The organism is Klebsiella sp. 2680, assembly GCF_900198535.1.
GTDB classification, from domain to species: domain Bacteria; phylum Pseudomonadota; class Gammaproteobacteria; order Enterobacterales; family Enterobacteriaceae; genus Klebsiella; species Klebsiella indica.
In genome coordinates this window covers 465,903-483,191 of record NZ_FZNJ01000002.1, presented here as the reverse complement: position 1 = coordinate 483,191, position 17,289 = coordinate 465,903, and the positions used below count along the sequence as shown (strand labels likewise).

Sequence of the window (17,289 nt, the reverse complement as noted above, 5' to 3'; positions counted from 1 at the left end):
GAGATGAAAAAACGGATTATCAACGCGCCGACGCCAGAAACGCTGGCCATGCTGAAACGACGAATGCCATCTGAGTCACGCAGTCGTCTGGAAAGGGTTCGTATTGACGCGGTCGGGTTGATTATGTTGCCAATACCGGATTTGTACTTTTATGCCGATCAGGCCAGTAAAAGCGCACATGTTGCGGTATCGGAAATCTTTGGCAGTTGCCCGCAACATATCACAACGCTGGCCATATTCGGCGAAGTCGCCGCAGTGAATGAAGCCATGCGCGTTATTGAAGATGATGACAATACATTCTGAGAGTTCGCTTATGAAAAGAATTTTGATGCTCGCAGGCGATTTCTCTGAAGACTATGAAGTCATGGTGCCATGGCAGGCATTAAGCATGTTAGGTTTCAGAGTGGATGTTGTTTGCCCAGGGAAACGCGTGGGAGAATATATTAAGACCGCAATTCATGATTTTGAAGGCGATCAAACCTATACCGAAAAACCCGGGCATTTATTTCGCTTAACTGCCTCCTTTGATGAAATCAGGATGCAAGAATACGGCGGCGTATACATTGTTGGCGGTCGTGCGCCAGAATATTTACGCCTCAATAAATCGGTACTGAATATTATTCATTATGCGAATAATTTTTCACTGCCCATTGCGGCAATCTGTCACGGTCCGCAAATTCTGGTGGCCGCCGGTATTTTGAAAGGAAAAAAATTAACGGGATATTTCACCCTGAAACCAGAGATTGAAATGGCCGGGGGGAGCTGGGTTACTGCAGCTGATGATGAAGCTGTTCAGGACGGAAAGCTGGTGACGGCCACAACCTGGAAGGCGCACCCGGCAATATTACGTTATTTCATTAGTTTAATAGGTGCCAACATTATTCACTAGTGTATTCAGCTCTGCCGTCAGATTAAACAATTCAGGTGTGGTTGATCAATCACGCTAATATCATTTCGGGAGTTATTGTATGTTAGAGAAAGGCTTTACTCATCCGACCGATCGTGTTGTAAGACTCAAAAATATGATTCTGCATGCTAAACCCTATGTGGAATCTGAGCGTGCAGTGCTGGCCACTGAGGCGTATAAAGAAAATGAACATCTTCCTGCAATTATGCGTCGCGCAAAAGTCGTTGAAAAGATATTCAATGAATTACCCGTCACCATTCGTCCGGACGAATTAATTGTCGGTGCGGTCACCATTAATCCGCGTTCCACGGAGATCTGCCCTGAATTCTCCTACGACTGGGTTGAGAAAGAGTTCGACACCATGGAGCACCGCGTCGCTGACCCGTTCATTATTCCGAAGAAAACCGCGGATGAGCTGCATCAGGCATTTCAATACTGGCCGGGCAAAACCACCAGCTCGCTGGCCGCCTCTTATATGTCTGAGGAGACCAAAGAGAGTATGGCCAGCGGTGTATTCACCGTGGGGAACTATTTCTTCGGCGGTGTCGGCCATGTCAGCGTCGACTACGGCAAGGTACTGAAAATCGGTTTTCGCGGTATTATCAATGAAGTCACCCGGGCGCTGGAAAATCTTGACCGCAGCTCGCCGGACTACATTAAAAAAGAGCAGTTCTATAACGCCGTCATCGTGAGCTATCAGGCGGCGATCAATTTCGCGCATCGCTACGCCCAGGAAGCGTCCCGTCTGGCACGGGAAGAACGCGATCCTACCCGCCAGCGTGAACTGGAACAAATTGCGCAAAACTGTACCCGCGTACCGGAATATGGCGCGACCACCTTCTGGGAAGCCTGTCAGACATTCTGGTTTATTCAGAGCATGCTGCAGATTGAGTCCAGTGGTCACTCGATTTCTCCGGGGCGTTTTGACCAGTATATGTACCCCTATCTGGCCGCGGACAAATCGATCAGCAATGAATTTGCTCAGGAACTGGTGGACTGCTGCTGGATCAAACTTAACGATATCAACAAAACCCGCGACGAAGTCTCTGCTCAGGCCTTCGCCGGTTATGCCGTATTCCAGAACTTGTGCGTAGGTGGCCAAACGGAAGATGGTCGCGATGCGACCAACCCGTTAACCTACATGTGCATGGAAGCCACCGCCCATGTGCGTTTGCCGCAACCCTCTTTCTCTATCCGCGTCTGGCAGGGCACCCCGGACGAGTTCCTCTATCGCGCCTGTGAACTGGTGCGCCTGGGCCTTGGCGTACCCGCCATGTATAACGATGAGGTGATTATTCCGGCGTTGCAAAACCGCGGCGTCTCCCTGCATGATGCGCGTGACTATTGCATCATCGGTTGCGTGGAACCGCAGGCGCCGCATCGTACGGAAGGCTGGCACGATGCGGCTTTCTTCAACGTGGCTAAAGTCCTGGAAATCACCCTCAACAACGGGCGGGCCGGTAACAAGCAGCTCGGTCCGGTTACCGGAGAGATGACGCAGTACACCTGCATGGACGACTTCTATACCGCTTTCAAAAAACAGATGGCACACTTTGTTCACCAGTTAGTCGAAGCCTGTAACAGCGTTGACATCGCCCATGGAGAACGCTGCCCGCTGCCGTTCCTTTCCGCGCTGGTGGATGATTGTATTGGTCGCGGTAAATCCCTGCAGGAAGGTGGCGCAATCTATAACTTTACCGGCCCGCAGGCGTTCGGCGTCGCGGATACTGGCGACTCGGTTTATGCCATTCAGAAGCAGGTGTTTGAAGATCGCCGTATGACTCTCCAGGAGTTGAAAGGCGCGCTGGATGCTAACTTCGGTTATCCGGTTGGCGGCAACCCGCATAGCGCCGCGGAGAAATCTTCCCTGGGCGAGCAGGATATCTATGAGGTGGTCAAACGGATTATCGATCAGCACGGCTCCCTCAATCCGGCGGCGATTAAAAATGAAGTCTACCGTCAGCTCTCCGCTAACGGCGCTGGCGCCGAGTCTGCTTCAGGCAACGCGCGTTATGAAGAGATCCGCCATATTCTGGAAAACACGCCTTGTTTCGGTAACGACATCGACGACGTTGACCTTGTTGCCCGCAACTGCGCATTGATTTACTGCCAGGAAGTGGAGAAATACACCAACCCGCGCGGCGGTCGTTTCCAGGCCGGCATCTACCCGGTATCGGCTAACGTGCTGTTTGGTAAAGACGTCAGCGCGCTGCCGGATGGCCGTCTGGCGAAAGAGCCGCTGGCGGACGGCGTATCGCCGCGTCAGGGGAAAGATACCCTTGGCCCAACCGCTGCGGCCAACTCCGTGGCCAAGCTGGATCACTTTATCGCCTCAAACGGCACGCTCTATAACCAGAAGTTCCTGCCGTCGTCGCTGGCCGGCGAGAAAGGTCTGCGTAACTTTGGTGGACTGGTGCGCAACTACTTCGATAAGAAAGGGATGCACGTCCAGTTCAACGTTATCGATCGCAATACGTTAGTGGAGGCGCAGAAAAATCCGCAGCAGCATCAGGATCTTGTCGTTCGCGTTGCCGGCTATAGCGCCCAGTTCGTGGTGCTGGCCAAAGAAGTTCAGGATGACATTATCAGCCGTACCGAACAGCACTTCTGATTTTGTCTCTCCTGTCCGGGCCATGCCGGGAGGCATGGCCCGCTATCAGACCCGATTTTAGCGGCTGGCCTGTTTATTACCGCGTGGTCGCTTTTTTGATGAGTGATGTTATGAATAGAGTCGAATACGATACCGAGGGCGTTTTATTCAATATTCAACGCTATTCGCTGCACGATGGCCCAGGCATCCGGACAATCCCTTTTTTTAAAGGCTGCCCCCTGGCGTGCAAATGGTGCAGTAATCCTGAATCGCAACGTCCGCAACCTGAGCTAATTTATAAAAAGAGCGATTGTATTCAGTGCGGGAAATGTATTGCTACCTGTAAGCAAAAGGCGCTCTCTCCCGGCAACCCCTTTTTTATCGATCGCGAACGTTGTATCCAGTGCGGTGATTGTACGCGCGTTTGTCCGACCCAGGCGCTGGAGATGAAAGGTAAACGCATGACGGTGAGTGAAGTAATGCGTGAATTGCAGAAGGAAGAGAATCTGTTTCGTCGTTCCGGCGGCGGGGTAACGTTATCGGGCGGCGAGCCGCTGGTGCAGCCGGAATTCGCCCGTGAATTATTAAAGGCGTGCAAAGAAAAAGGCTGGCATACCGCAATAGAAACTACCGGGTTTGCCCGCAAAGAGGTGATCGAAGATGTCTTTCCGTGGATTGATCTGGCATTGACCGATATTAAAGCGATAAATCCAGCGGTACATAAAGCGAATACCGGGGTAGATAACAGTCAAATTCTGGAAAACCTACTGCGAATTTCATTTATCACCAACGTTATCGTCCGCATACCGGTCATTCCTGGCGTCAACGACAATCCGGAGGAGATTCGCAGCATTGCCGAATTTGCCCGCCTGATGTCCGGTGTCGATACTATTCATCTGCTGCCATATCATACGTTTGGCGAGAATAAATATAATTTGCTCGGCAGAATTTATCCAATGGGAGATGCCGCCGCGCACTCGGAAGAAAAAATGGACAGTCTTAAAAAAGTGGTTGAGTCAATGGGTTTTCACTGCCATATCGGCGGCTAAGCAGTAGCAGAAAGATGATTTTGGTTAATTTTAATTGTCCTCTCGTACCCACAATTCATTAAGCGATATACGGCGATAATATCGCTTAAGACAGGAAAATATTATGAGTGAATCAACTGAGACGTTAAAAGGGCAGTGCATTGCCGAATTCCTCGGTACCGGACTGTTTATGTTCTTCGGCACCAGCGTACTTTGCGCGACTAAAGTGGCTGGCGCCAGCTTTGGCCTTTGGGAAATATGTATCGTATGGGGGCTGGCTATATCCCTTGCCGTGTATTTGACGGCGGGGATATCCGGTGCGCATCTTAACCCGGCGGTGACTATTGCGTTATGCGTATTTGCTAACTTTGATGTAAAAAAAGTTGTGCCCTATATTCTGGCGCAGATGGTCGGCGCGTTTTGCGGCGCGGCGCTCACTTATCTGCTGTATCACAATATGTTTGCTGATTATGAACAACTGCACCATATGGTGCGTGGAAGTCAGGATAGTCTGTACTTAGCCAGCATATTTTCGACTTATCCGGCGCCGAGTATTAGCGTCTGGCTGGCCGCGTTGGTAGAAATTGTGATTACCTCGATGCTCATCGGGCTAATTATGGCGTTGACTGATGATGGTAATGGTGTGCCTAAAGGCCCGCTGGCGCCATTATTGATTGGTTTACTGGTTGCGGTTATCGGCGCGGCAACGGCGCCATTGACCGGGTTTGCCATGAACCCTGCCCGTGATTTTGGCCCGAAACTTTTCACCTGGCTTAACGGCTGGGGATCGATTGCAATGACGGGAGGCCGGGAAATTCCTTATTTCCTTGTCCCTCTGATCGCCCCGGTGATTGGCGGGCTTCTCGGCGCAGCCATTTATCGTTATGGCATTGGGCGCAATCTGCCCGCAGCCAGAGGGGAGGAAATCGCGAAGAATACCGCAGTCTGATCCTAATAAATTCTCTGCGGGGTAGCGGTGAACGGAACCCGTGCCGTTGGGCTTATATTTATGGGGTTTGTAGGTCAGGTAAGGCGTCAGCCGCCACCTGACAGGAATACGGGCATGACAGCTAAAACAGGCCTCTTATCTCCCCGGTGAGAACAGTGCTGGTTCCTCACATTCTGACATTCTGGTTCAGTGGGCTGTTCCGTTCACTGTGAATACGCGGATAGTTTTTCTGTCCGTTGCGTGTGAACGGCATGGGGGCGTTTCGCTCGCCCCCATGACCCCCGGCATTGCGCTGGAAACCTGCCGCTGCGCGGTCCGCTCCACTCCGGCTTCATCTGGCGGACCGGGCGCGACTCGACGGCCCTGTCTCGACACGCCCTCTGGCCGCCGTCCTGGCGGCCAGTCCTGGATGCGCGCCTGCGTTCCCGCCAGGTTTCCCTGATGCGCCCCCCCCCCCGGCGGTAAGCCCGCAGGAAACCTGCAACTGCCTGACCGCTGAAGGTGATAAAAAACCGGGGAAATACCTGCCACATCTGAAAGACCGACAGCGACGAATACGCTGCTGAAAGCATAAAACTCACAGCGATGCCCTGGTGCCCGCTGAAACCGGCGAACCGGCGACCCGAAGACAAGGGCTGGACGCCAGGATGGCGGCCAGAGGCGAATCGAGACAGGCCGTCGAGTTGAGCCGACCGCAGGCTGAGGGTCGGGAGGTGAGCGCAGTGCGCAGCACCGGTTTCTTTGCGGGACCGCGGGGATAGTAAAGGGGGAGACGGTTTTCTCCCCCTTTACCCGTTCACGGGCGACGGTCATCCATTTTCTGAGGGGTTACGGTGAACGGAACCCGTGGCGCAGGGCTTATATTTATGGGGTTTGTAGGTCAGGTAAGGCGTCAGCCGCCACCTGACAGGAATACGGGCATGACAGCTAAAACAGGCCTCTTATCCCCCCGGTGAGAACAGTGCTGGTTCCTCACATTCTGACATTCTGGTTCAGTGGGCTGTTCCGTTCACTGTGAATACGCGGATAGTTTTTCTGTCCGTTGCGTGTGAACGGGCAGGGGGACGTTTCGCCCGTCCCCCTGCACCCCCGGCATTGCGCTGTAAACCTGCCGCTTCGCGGTCCGCTCCACTCCGGCTTCATCTGGCGGACCGGGCGCGACTCGACGGCCTTGTCTCGACACGCCCTCTGGCCGCCGTCCTGGCGGCCAGTCCTGGATGCGCGCCTGCGTTCCCGCCAGGTTTCCCTGATGCGCCCACCCCCCCGGCGGTAAGCCCGCAGTAAACCTGCAACTGCCTGACCGCTGAAGGTGATAAAAAACTGTTTCTTTAAGCAGCGACGAATACGCTGCTGAAAGCATAAAACCCACAGCGATGCCCTGGTGCCCGCTGAAACCGGCGAACCGGAGACCCGAAGACAAGGGCTGGACGCCAGGATGGCGGCCAGAGGCGAATCGAGGCATGACAAAATTGCCCGGAGCAATTTTGAACAGCGCTTGCGCTGGCCCTGAAAGGGCGAGTCCCAGGGATGGGACGAGTAGTACCGAGTTGAGCCGACCGCAGGCTGAGGGCCGGGAGGTGAGCGCAGTGCGCAGCACCGGTTTCTTTGCGGGACCGCGGGGATAGTAAAGGGGGAGACGGTTTTCTCCCCCTTTACCCGTTCACGGGCGACGGTAATACATTTGCGGGGTTACGGTGAACGGAACCTTTGTCCACAGGAGTGGAAACTAACCGGGCTTGCCGGTGCATGGAAAGACGCAGTGCTGCCCCCTCAAATTCTGGTTCTGTGGCCTGTTCCGTTCACAGCGAATACGCAGATAGATTTTCTGTCTAATTCGAGCTGCAGGACAAAACGGTTAACCGTTTTGCACAGCGCTTACGCTGACCTCACAGAGGTGAGGCCACAGGCCAAATCACGCGGCAAGAGAGTCAATCTCCGGGAGCATAGATAGCTATGTGACGGGAGAAACGACAAATCTGTCAGCAACAGATTTGGACGTCATAAAGCGACAGCCCGCAAGGGCGAGTCTCATGGATGAGACCAGTCACTCAGAAGCCAACACACATGCAACCTGAAGTATGACGAGTATAAATATTATTTTTAGCGCCGGGTGCTCTTTACCCTTGCCCGCAATGGCTTTTTATTGTCATTGGCCGTTTTTTCTGCCTTCTCTGTTATTAACAGAGAAGCCGGTACTGCCTCCACGCCACTCTGCGTGAGTTCAGACTCTGGCTGGGGAGAAACCGTGTCCGCCATATCCGTCACCACGTTCTCTTCTTGCGCCAGACAATCGGAGATAATCTCATCCGGTTCAACGTTAACGACCGGGATGATAGCTTCTTTATTTTCCTCTACTGGCGTGCTGCTTTGATCCACCGGCTTCATCGCTTCTACAGATTTCACTGGTTCCTGAGGCGCAACACCCTGCGTTTCCTTTGAGGCGATCAGTTCGTCAATGCCGGTTGCGGTACGGGCAATGACTTTCCAGGCGTAGACACTGCCCACGTTATTTGCAGCGGCAACGCCAGCGGAAACCGCCGCGTTCATCGCGCCGATTTCTCCCGTTAATTTCACCGTCACCAGACCGCCGCCTTTCGTCAACTCGTATCCGATCAGGTCGACATTCGCCGATTTCATTGCAGCATCGGCGGCTTCAATCGCCACCGTTAAGCCGACGGTTTCGATTAAGCCTAAGCTCTGTCCGGCCATAACTATCTCCTGTCATTTTTCAATTGAATGGGGTATCAGAGAGAGCACACGTCTGGCCTGCCGCTTCGTCACGCAGCAGTGCCGCTTTATCGGTGAGTTCCCAGGGAAAACCTTCGCGGCCAAAGTGGCCGTAACACGCGGTCTGACGATAACGGGGAGCCAGTAAATCAAGCTGGCGAATAATGCCATATACGCTCAGATCAAAATGACGTTCGACCATCCGGGTCAAAAACTCGGATGTGAGTCGCGACGTGCCGAAGGTATTAATACGTACAGAGACTGGCCGGGATAATCCGATGGCCCACGCCAGTTGCACTTCACAGCGCGTTGCCAGGCCGGCTGCAACGATATTTTTTGCTACATAGCGCGCGGCATAGGCGGCGGAGCGATCGACTTTAGACGGGTCCTTACCTGAAAATGCGCCACCGCCATGGCAGGCCGCGCCGCCGTAGGTATCGACGATGATTTTACGGCCGGTTAAACCACAATCCGCAGCCGGTCCGCCGTTAATGAATGGCCCCGCGGGGTTAATCAGCAAACGTGTTTCTGCCGTCAGCCAGGCAGCGGGAATGACGGGTTTAACGATCTCTTCGATAACCGCTTCACGCAGCAACGCAAGCGAAAGATCGGCACGATGCTGCGTGGACACCACGACTACTGCGGCATGGTGTATCTGGCCATTGCAATATTGCAACGTGAGCTGGCTTTTGGCATCCGGTAATAGCCCGTCAAGTTGGCCAGTTTTACGCAGTAGCGCCTGTCGTGCCATTAAGCGATGCGCATACAAAAGCGGGGCGGGCATGAGCTGCGGTGTTTCGTCGCACGCATAACCGAACGTGATCCCCTGGTCACCTGCGCCAGGCCCTGTCGGCGAGTTTGCGCGAATGCCTCTGGCGATATCGTCCGATTGTCGGCCCAACATGCTCATCACGGCACAGGTCGCACCGTCAAACCCTTTCGCGGAATCATCGTAACCAATGGATTTTACCGTCCGGCGAACAACGTGCTCGATATCAATATGCGCATCGGAGGCAATTTCACCGGCAAGGATCACCGCGCCGGTTTTCACCAGACATTCACAGGCGACTTTGGCCCAGGGGTCTTGCACCAGGTAAGCATCCAGAATGGCATCAGAGATCTGGTCAGCCATCTTATCCGGATGACCTTCGGCAACGGATTCTGAGGTAAAAAGATATTCAGACACGGCGGAACCACTGTTAAACAAGCGTATCTTATTTTAGCGGTTACCGTTTTGCTGGCGCGTAAACTATTTTGCCCGCGTGGCGGACTTTTTTGCGCTCGGCCATACTGCCAGCGCAAAAAATCCACGGTAAATCAGCACTACTCTGGTGATACAATGCGGCGGTAATCTGACGGGGCAATCCCCGTCTCTTTTTTGAAGATGCGGCAGAAATAATTCGCATCTTGCCACGAAAGTTCAAGTGCGATGGTGTTGATTTTTAAATCACTAAATTGCAACAGTGATTTCGCAATATTAATTTTACGGCTGGTAATGTAACTTGAAAAACCTGTCCCGGTACTCTTTTTAAATGCCCGGCTTAAATAGCAGGGACTCACGAACGCTTTCGCCGCTATGTCATCAAGGGTAAGGTTTTTAAGAATATTTTTCTCAATATGAAATTTTGCCCGGGAAACGAAATCCATCTCACCGTGAGTATTTTTTATCGCCTGTTCAAAAATGTCTTCGCTGAGACTTAACAAGCTGTTCATGGTATGCCAGTAGTGGCTGGCGGGTAGGCCTTTTTGATGGATATGTTGAACGATATCAGCCGCCTTATTGCGGCAGTGCTCATATTTTTCCCCTGATCCCGCAAGATATTGCTGGAGTAATTCAAGAACGTCGATCAGCGCCTTCGAGCGATCGCCGCCAAAAGCCCGGCCCGTACAGGCGGCATCAAGAATACTGAATAATAAAGTATGCCAGCCAGGATAGTCGCAGCGGCTAATCAGATCGCTAATATTTTGTCGCAGTTCGCGTATTGCTGACGCTTCTTCTTCATCGACCAGCAGGGTTTTGCGAATTGTGTCGCTCAGGGTGCTTTGCTTAACGGGCTTTAAAAGATAGTCGTCAATTTTCAGACTGAGCATATGGCGAACAATGTCAAAGTCATCGTTTGCCGTGGTGACAATGACTTTGGTCTCAGTATTCTTCTGTTTAAGATACTCAATGACCTGGTTACCATTGGGTAACGGGATGTTTATATCTACAAACATCATGTCTATTTGGTTAAGTTGATCAATGAGTTGAATGGCTTTTCTCCCCGTTGACGCTTCATGAATCACTGAATTTTCGACGCAGTGGGAAATGATGCGTTTTAACGCTTCCGATTCAATATACTCATCTTCGACAATGACAATATTATACATATTTATGCTCCAGACTCAGGCTGGCACCATCGGGAACCGTAGTTTTATTGTGGTACCCAGCATTGGCTTATGGGGACTGATGATTTGCAGGCCATAGCTTTCACCAAATAGCAATTGCAGGCGATTTTTAATATTATTGATACCTATTCCACCTTTTTGTCGGTTCTGGCTTCCTGAAAGGATATGTTCGATATTCTCCCGGGAAATGCCATCACCGTTATCAGTGATTTCAATAATCACATCCTTGCCATCGTCAGTTGCGCGCAGAATAATATAACTCTTGGTTTCTCGTGGCTCCACCACATAATTGAAAAAATTCTCAACAAGAGGCTGAAGGATTAAAAAAGGGCAAACAACATCCTTATATTTTTCGGGGATCTCGCAGATGTAATCAAAACGGTCATTCATTCTGACCTTCTGAATCGCCATGTAACAATTCACATAGTTCAATTCCTGACCAAGCGTAATCAGGCCGTTATTATTTTTACGCAAAAGGTAGCGCATCATATCTGAAAAATCGTGCACCATGGTTTCAGTACGGCTGGCCTCTTCAAGAAACGCCAGGCGACCTATCGTATTGAGTACATTAAATAAAAAATGCGGATTAATCTGGTAAGAAAGCGCTTTGAATTCCGCTTCATGTAATGAACGTTCAATCTCAACGCGTTTGCGTAATTCGCTGGTTAACTCCTGCTCTTTGTGGCGTAGCTCGCGTTGAATGTTGTTGGCATGCGCCTGTTCCACCAGATAAGAAGCCACATGAAGCAGCGTATACGCTGTGGATTCAAAGCGCTCATAAGGCATACGCGGGGTGTTTTCATGGAGGTTGATAAGCCAGGTGTTTTCTTGCCAGAGGTGGTTGTTGTCAAGGATATAGGGGATACTTTTTTCTTTCTCTTCTTCTACCTTCACCTGGCCTGATATAAATGCGCCAAGATAATGATTATTAATCATTATCGGTACCGCAAACTCGACAAAACCGCAGTAACAACGGTATACGACGGGCTTTCCGGCACGCATTGCGGCCTTACCGCCCGCGCTGTCGCTATCGTAGCAGTGCCGGGCTAACGTTTCATTCATTCTGGAGCGCGCGCAAAAATCTGAAAAGCCGCTGGGGCGGGTAACCGGCACCCCTTCCTGATCCACGACGACCAGAGCAATCATCATTGATTTACTGAAATTGTCTTGCAGTGTTTGTAAACGATTGACATCAAGAAATTCGTGTAATTTATATTTATTATTCATGATATCCACCAAATCAATTTACATACGCTGAAAGCATACCTTTTTCTACCGATAAAAATGATGAAATGGCTCACAAACAAAAAATGAGTTGTGATTAAAATGTTATCATAATGATGATTATGTTTTTATTTTATTTAAATAAATAGAGGTGTTGTCTTTATTAAATAAAAGCAAGCTTATGTTAAATAAAAATATCAGGAAAAATAAGTAAACATCTTGTTTCAATTATTTCCGTTAAACACCCGCGCATCAGCACATTGTCGGGAGTAACTCTGTTTATTGATGGTTCTCGCGCAGTGAAATTGCTGCAGACGATATTGATCCTCTTTCCTGAGCAAACTCTTGCACCTCAGTTATGGATTTTACTTAAAGCCAGGAAATGGGGCGGCCACGCCGGACAAGAACAACGCACGGTCACCGCGCATGCATCTTGCGAATGGCGGTGTAACCTCCTTGTCGCACGCCGTTATACCGTCAGGTGGATTATCTCTTCGCCATTCACTCTGTTTTCAATCTGCCAAAACTTACCACCCGCGATCTCCCCAGCTCTTTTGCCCGGTAGAGTGCCGCATCCGCCGCGCGCAGAAGACCTTCGCTTTGTGTGTTTTGCGGGTAGCTGGCGATACCTATTGATACATCGACCTGGCCAATTTCGGTCAGACCATAGCGCAGCGCCAGCAGATGAACACCGTTATAGATGTCGGTTGCGCAGGCCATCGCCGCCTCTTCGTTGGTTCCGGGCAGCAGCACCAGAAACTCTTCGCCGCCATAGCGGAATGCCATACCGTTATCGCACACGACACGCTGGATAATAGCCGCGATGCTTTTTATCACCAGATCACCTGCCTCGTGACCGTAATGGTCATTAATCGTTTTAAAGTGATCGATATCAATCATCAGACAGCTCAGCGGCGTGTCATTACGCACTGCCAGATTCATCTGCGTATGCAGCGCATCGTCCAGATGGTGGCGGTTACGCAGACCGGTCAGTGAATCGAACAGCGCTTTTTCCAACAGCGCATGACGTAAACGCTGGTTGGCCAGCGCCAGTCCCAGCGCTTCCGCCATCAGTTCGAGATAGGGGCGGGAAAGGGCGGTTGCAGAGGTGATATGGCTGAACGAGAGCAGGCCAATGGTTTCCCCCTGGGCAATGAGGGGGACGCACAGCGATTGCCCGGCCTGCGCATCCGGCAGATGATAACAGGCAATATCGGGTTCGCCATTCACCGGGGGATGGCTCAGTCCGCGCCGCACGGCCCAGCAATCATCTGGTTGAAAGACGGCGGTTTCTTCCGGTGGTGAAAGCCACTGTGCGACGCAGCGCATCTGCCAGGGGGCGGTGTCGAGAATATAGAGCCGGCCTGGGATCTCAGGCGCAATATTCGGCGCGAACAGCTCCGCGACTTTAATGATATCCTCGAACGACTCACAGCCCTGTAAGCGCTGGGTCATGCGCGCCAGCAGCGTGCGAATCGCCCAGTCGGCATCGCGCTCTTGTTCCAGCCGTTGGCGCGCGAGTCCATTTTCGCGAAAGATACTAATCGCCTGGGCCATATCGCCAATTTCATCAATCTGGTTAAACTGCGGCGTCTCGACAGCATAATCCTGCGATGCCAGCCGCTGTACCACATCGCTGAGGCGGACCACAGGGTACAGTACCCGGCGTTTAAGAATAAAACCAAGCACAAACAGGAACATGAGCGCCGTGATTGCGACCATCACCTCAGAAAGCGTTCTCCAGTGACGCGATGTCTCGGTCGCCTGCAAAATCGCTTTATTTACCCGGCTTTCCAGCATCAGATGAAAATGGTCAAGCTGCGTCTGAATTTGCTCAAGCTGCTGCTCATAGGATGGGCCGTAAAGTAGAGTGATGGCCGCTTTATCTTCGCCTCTGGCAATCTGCGCCAGCGATGTTTGCTGCTCTGCCTGGAGCGCATCGGCAATCTGCAAACCGTCGCGCAATAGCGCCAGTTCATCTGCGGTGGCGCCGTTTTCTTTTAGTTTTTCCAGCCGGTGTTCAATGGTGGTGGTAGCCTGAGATTGTCGCCGGTATTCTTGTAGTACATCCGGATCTTTTTGGATGATGTAGAGCCGCGCGAGATCTGAAAGTTCCCAGGCGCCGCTTTCTACCTCTTCGCTTAATTGGTAGAACTGCTGGCGTTGTTCGACGGCCCGACGTTCGGCGTTATCGGCGCCGGAGGCCATCAACATCGCGATGCCGGAAGTGAGGGTGAGGGCGACGGTGATGCCGTACGCCCAGTTGGTTATGGTGGCAATTCTCACCGGATATGTCCTTGCGTAGAGATAAATTAATTATCTTTTTTAGAGCCTATCCCATTAGGACTATTTTGCTTGTCATTTTGAACCTGGGCAGTGCTCAGAATCCTCACGTACTAGGTGTACGCTCCGGTTCTTCCGCGCTGGCCGTGTTCAAACTGGCTGCGCCAATAACGCCTGGTGGGATAGGCTCTTAATCGTTGTATTCCCGCTGCACCAGAAGCGCGCCAGTGATTATGGGCGCGGTGTGTTAATAACGGCATGGAGCGTATCGGCATGCTGGTGCAAAACACGATATACATCGTTGTCTAACGCGCCATTTATAACATCAATCTCTATCAGCCGTAACGCCTGCTTATGGCTCATACCATGACGATAGGGGCGCTCTTCGGTAAGGGCGGTGAAAATATCAGCGATGGCGATAATCCGGTCCGCTTGTTGCAGATGATCCTTATTAAGATGAAGAGGATAACCGCTGCCATCCAGTTTTTCATGATGGTTAGCGGCCCAGTTGATGATATCGCCGAGTTCGCTAAAAGCGCTAAGGATTTCGCCGGTCATATAGCTATGTTCACGAACCAGTAACCGCTCTTCGGCATTCAGTTCACCCTGTTTCTCCAGAATCGCCAGTGGAATGTAGACTTTGCCGATATCATGTAAATAACCGGCGATTTCAATTTTTTTACACTCTACCGCGGGCAGGCCTATATAGTCCGCCAGCATGTGAGAGACTTTCCCCACCATCAGACTATGGCTGGCGGTAAAACTGCTGTAGGTATCAACCACGTTAGCGATCAATAAGCAAATATCTTTCAGCCCGTCGATATCGATATAAACATCGTTGATGGGGCCAATAATTTCCAGCATCCGCTGGATATGTCCAGGATTAAGATGCAGCCAGAAATGCTCCTTTTGTGCGAGCTGGCATAAGATTTTACACAGTTCCTGGTCAATATCCTGGTGCAGCGAGCGAAATTTATCGATTATATCGGTTTTATATGTCGTTTCATTTTTACCGCCGGAAAGCAGGCGTTCGAAGACGTCAGCAAAATAAACGATATGTTGTTCCTGGCTGCCTTTGTGGGATGGGCTGAAATGGTGGTCGCGGATAATTGGCAGTATGGGGGACAGGGTGGTTAACCCGAGAAGCATTTCGGCTCCCCGTTGCTGATGCGGATCGTCGAGGTTATCAATGTCATTCAACGATGAGATAACTCTTTTATCGCCCAATACGCCGATATCGTGTAACAACGCGGCGCAAAAAATGACTTGCTGCTGCCGGTGTGAGAGTCCGGCAGCCAGCGCAAGCTCCAGGGCAATCAGCGCCGTTCTTTGCATGTGCAGGTGCAATTCAGGATTAATGATTTGGATGACGCGGCTGGTAAGCATCAATGCCGATTTTAAGGCGATACGCATTGTTTTTCTCCGTCGCGTTGCTCGTATCGTTTTACTTCATTTAGCGCGCGGCTAACTGAGGATGTCATGATTGCACGTTTTGCGTCTGTACGACAGGATACGCTGAATCGGAATTGTGCATTTTTATGCATGCTCATTTTGGGTGCGCTGTTGCACTGAAATGGTGCCATCCGACAGTGGCGACACTCTTTCTGCTTGAAAATTAATCACTTTACTAAGTAAAGCCGAATAAAGTGACGAATAAATTCTGGCAAGGCCTTTGCATTACCGCTGCGCAGGTTCGATTAATATCTATTTCGGGATGAGTAAATATGAATTTTAGAGCATTACTGGCAATTGGGTTACTGACGATGAGTGCTTTCGCGTTCAGTGAGACGCGTTTACCGCACATCGTGATCCTGGCGACCGGGGGAACCATTGCCGGTTCAGCGGCGAATAATACCCAGACTACGGGATATAAAGCCGGCGCGATTGGCGTACAGACGCTGATTAATGCCGTGCCTGAAATGAGCAAGGTGGCGCGCGTTGACGGTGAGCAAGTGGCGAATATCGGCAGTGAAAACATGACCAGCGATATTATTCTCAAGCTCTCAAAACGCGTCAACGAACTGCTGGCCCGCGACGATGTGGATGGGGTTGTGATTACTCATGGTACGGATACCCTTGATGAGACGCCTTATTTCCTCAACCTGACGGTAAAAAGCAATAAGCCGGTGGTTTTCACGGCGGCGATGCGTCCGGCGACGGCCATCAGCGCTGACGGCCCGATGAATTTGCTGGAAGCGGTAACCGTGGCGGCGGATCCGGCGGCAAAGGGGCGCGGCGTGATGGTGGTCCTTAATGACCGCATTGGCGCTGCGCGTTTTGTTACCAAAACCAATGCCACGACGCTGGATACCTTTAAGGCGCCGGAAGAGGGCTATCTTGGGGTGATCGTCGGTGGCAAACCGCAGTTTGAAACCCGTGTGGATAAAATTCATACTGTTCGCTCGGTCTTTGACGTGCGTAACCTTAACACGTTGCCGAAAGTGGTCATTATTTATGGCTATCAGGATGATCCGGAATATATGTATGACGCGGCGATTGCGCATCATGTTGATGGTATTGTTTATGCAGGGACGGGCGCGGGATCGGTCTCTGTGCGCAGCGCGGCGGGGATCAAAAAAGCGGAAAAAGCCGGGATTGTGGTGGTGCGCGCTTCGCGTACCGGCAGCGGCGTAGTGCCGGTTGATGATAGCCAGCCGGGTCTGGTGGCTGATTCGCTCAACCCGGCCAAAGCGCGTATTTTGCTGATGACCGCGCTGACTGAGACTAAAAATCCGCAGGTGATTCAGCAGTATTTCCACACTTACTGAGAAACGCAGGCGATGGCGTCTGGGGATTATAGTCCGGCGCCAGTCAGTTAAACGGTGGTTTTGGCGAAAATGGCGTATTTTGCGTTTCCTCCCATTTGATTCAGTGGCCTGTTCCGTTCACGATAAATACGCGGATATCCGTTATATCCACAGCGTGTGAACGGGCAGGGGGACGTTTCGCCCGTCCCCCTGCACCCCCGGCATTGCGCTGAAAACCTGCCGCTGCGCGGTCCGCTCCACTCCGGCTTCATCTGGCGGACCGGGCGGGACTCGACGTCCCTGTCTCGACCCGCCCTCTGGCCGCCGTCCTGGCGGCCAGTCCTGGATGCGCGCCTGCGTTCTCGCCAGGTTTCCTTGATGCGCCCAACCCCCCTGCGGTGAGCCCGAGTTAAATAAGGGAACGTCTTAGCCGCTGTCGGTCGTAA

At 51.7% G+C, this 17,289-nt stretch carries 11 protein-coding genes and 1 pseudogene; 6 read left to right on the top strand and 6 right to left on the bottom strand.

The annotated features are described in order from the left end of the window. Positions 1-3 precede the first annotated feature (3 nt). From FN037_RS09650 to FN037_RS09630, 5 genes are all read left to right on the top strand, one after another. Positions 4-303 carry a BMC domain-containing protein gene (locus FN037_RS09650; RefSeq protein WP_138361228.1) on the top strand — a complete coding sequence of 100 codons (300 nt, stop codon included), beginning with the start codon at positions 4-6 and terminating at the stop codon, positions 301-303. A 10-nt stretch (positions 304-313) separates the two neighbouring features. Beyond that, positions 314-889, top strand: a complete 576-nt coding sequence (locus tag FN037_RS09645; protein WP_138361229.1) for a DJ-1/PfpI family protein — start codon at positions 314-316, stop codon at positions 887-889. 79 nt (positions 890-968) lie between these two features. Then, positions 969-3,518 (top strand): glycyl radical diol dehydratase GrpM, encoded by a 2,550-nt coding sequence (gene grpM / locus FN037_RS09640; RefSeq protein WP_138361230.1) that lies wholly within the window; start codon positions 969-971, stop codon positions 3,516-3,518. Positions 3,519-3,628: 110 nt separating this feature from the next. Next, complete coding sequence (locus FN037_RS09635) at positions 3,629-4,546, top strand: glycyl-radical enzyme activating protein (RefSeq protein WP_142502102.1); 918 nt, start codon at positions 3,629-3,631, stop codon at positions 4,544-4,546. 103 nt (positions 4,547-4,649) lie between these two features. Next, the gene (locus FN037_RS09630; protein ID WP_138361232.1) at positions 4,650-5,474 is read left to right on the top strand and encodes an MIP/aquaporin family protein; all 825 of its coding nucleotides are present in this window, start codon (positions 4,650-4,652) and stop codon (positions 5,472-5,474) included. Between the two features lie 2,442 nt (positions 5,475-7,916). On the opposite strand, the pseudogene FN037_RS24760 reads toward FN037_RS09630, so the two are convergent. The 6 genes and pseudogenes from FN037_RS24760 to FN037_RS09600 all read right to left on the bottom strand — a co-directional run. Further along, positions 7,917-8,183 (bottom strand): annotated as a pseudogene (locus tag FN037_RS24760) (BMC domain-containing protein); the annotation flags it as partial. Positions 8,184-8,202: 19 nt separating this feature from the next. Further along, entirely contained in the window at positions 8,203-9,387 is a 1,185-nt protein-coding gene (metK, locus tag FN037_RS09620; protein ID WP_138361234.1) for a methionine adenosyltransferase, read from the bottom strand. A 137-nt stretch (positions 9,388-9,524) separates the two neighbouring features. After that, complete coding sequence (locus FN037_RS09615; protein WP_138361235.1) at positions 9,525-10,571, bottom strand: response regulator; 1,047 nt, start codon at positions 10,569-10,571, stop codon at positions 9,525-9,527. Positions 10,572-10,586: 15 nt separating this feature from the next. Further along, positions 10,587-11,816, bottom strand: coding sequence for a PocR ligand-binding domain-containing protein (locus FN037_RS09610; protein WP_171034877.1), 1,230 nt, complete (start codon positions 11,814-11,816; stop codon positions 10,587-10,589). A gap of 498 nt (positions 11,817-12,314) precedes the next feature. Continuing rightward, positions 12,315-14,099, bottom strand: coding sequence for a sensor domain-containing diguanylate cyclase (locus tag FN037_RS09605; RefSeq protein WP_138361237.1), 1,785 nt, complete (start codon positions 14,097-14,099; stop codon positions 12,315-12,317). A 228-nt stretch (positions 14,100-14,327) separates the two neighbouring features. Next, positions 14,328-15,509: an HD-GYP domain-containing protein gene (locus FN037_RS09600; protein ID WP_142502101.1), complete on the bottom strand. Its 1,182-nt coding sequence runs from the start codon at positions 15,507-15,509 to the stop codon at positions 14,328-14,330. Positions 15,510-15,820: 311 nt separating this feature from the next. On the opposite strand from FN037_RS09600, the gene fraE reads away from it, so the two are divergent. Beyond that, a complete protein-coding gene (gene fraE / locus FN037_RS09595) occupies positions 15,821-16,864 on the top strand; it encodes a fructose-asparagine asparaginase (RefSeq protein WP_138361239.1) in 1,044 nt (347 codons plus the stop codon). Positions 16,865-17,289 lie beyond the last annotated feature (425 nt).

Excerpts from the sequence above, each read along its gene's own strand:
- FN037_RS09635 (WP_142502102.1), top strand. The coding sequence starts at position 3,629 with ATGAATAGAGTCGAATACGATACCGAGGGCGTTTTATTCAATATTCAA.
- FN037_RS09615 (WP_138361235.1), bottom strand. The coding sequence starts at position 10,571 with ATGTATAATATTGTCATTGTCGAAGATGAGTATATTGAATCGGAAGCG.
- FN037_RS09630 (WP_138361232.1), top strand. The coding sequence starts at position 4,650 with ATGAGTGAATCAACTGAGACGTTAAAAGGGCAGTGCATTGCCGAATTC.
- FN037_RS09600 (WP_142502101.1), bottom strand. The coding sequence starts at position 15,509 with ATGCGTATCGCCTTAAAATCGGCATTGATGCTTACCAGCCGCGTCATC.
- FN037_RS09645 (WP_138361229.1), top strand. The coding sequence starts at position 314 with ATGAAAAGAATTTTGATGCTCGCAGGCGATTTCTCTGAAGACTATGAA.
- grpM (WP_138361230.1), top strand. The coding sequence starts at position 969 with ATGTTAGAGAAAGGCTTTACTCATCCGACCGATCGTGTTGTAAGACTC.
- fraE (WP_138361239.1), top strand. The coding sequence starts at position 15,821 with ATGAATTTTAGAGCATTACTGGCAATTGGGTTACTGACGATGAGTGCT.
- FN037_RS09610 (WP_171034877.1), bottom strand. The coding sequence starts at position 11,816 with ATGAATAATAAATATAAATTACACGAATTTCTTGATGTCAATCGTTTA.
- FN037_RS09650 (WP_138361228.1), top strand. The coding sequence starts at position 4 with ATGAAAAAACGGATTATCAACGCGCCGACGCCAGAAACGCTGGCCATG.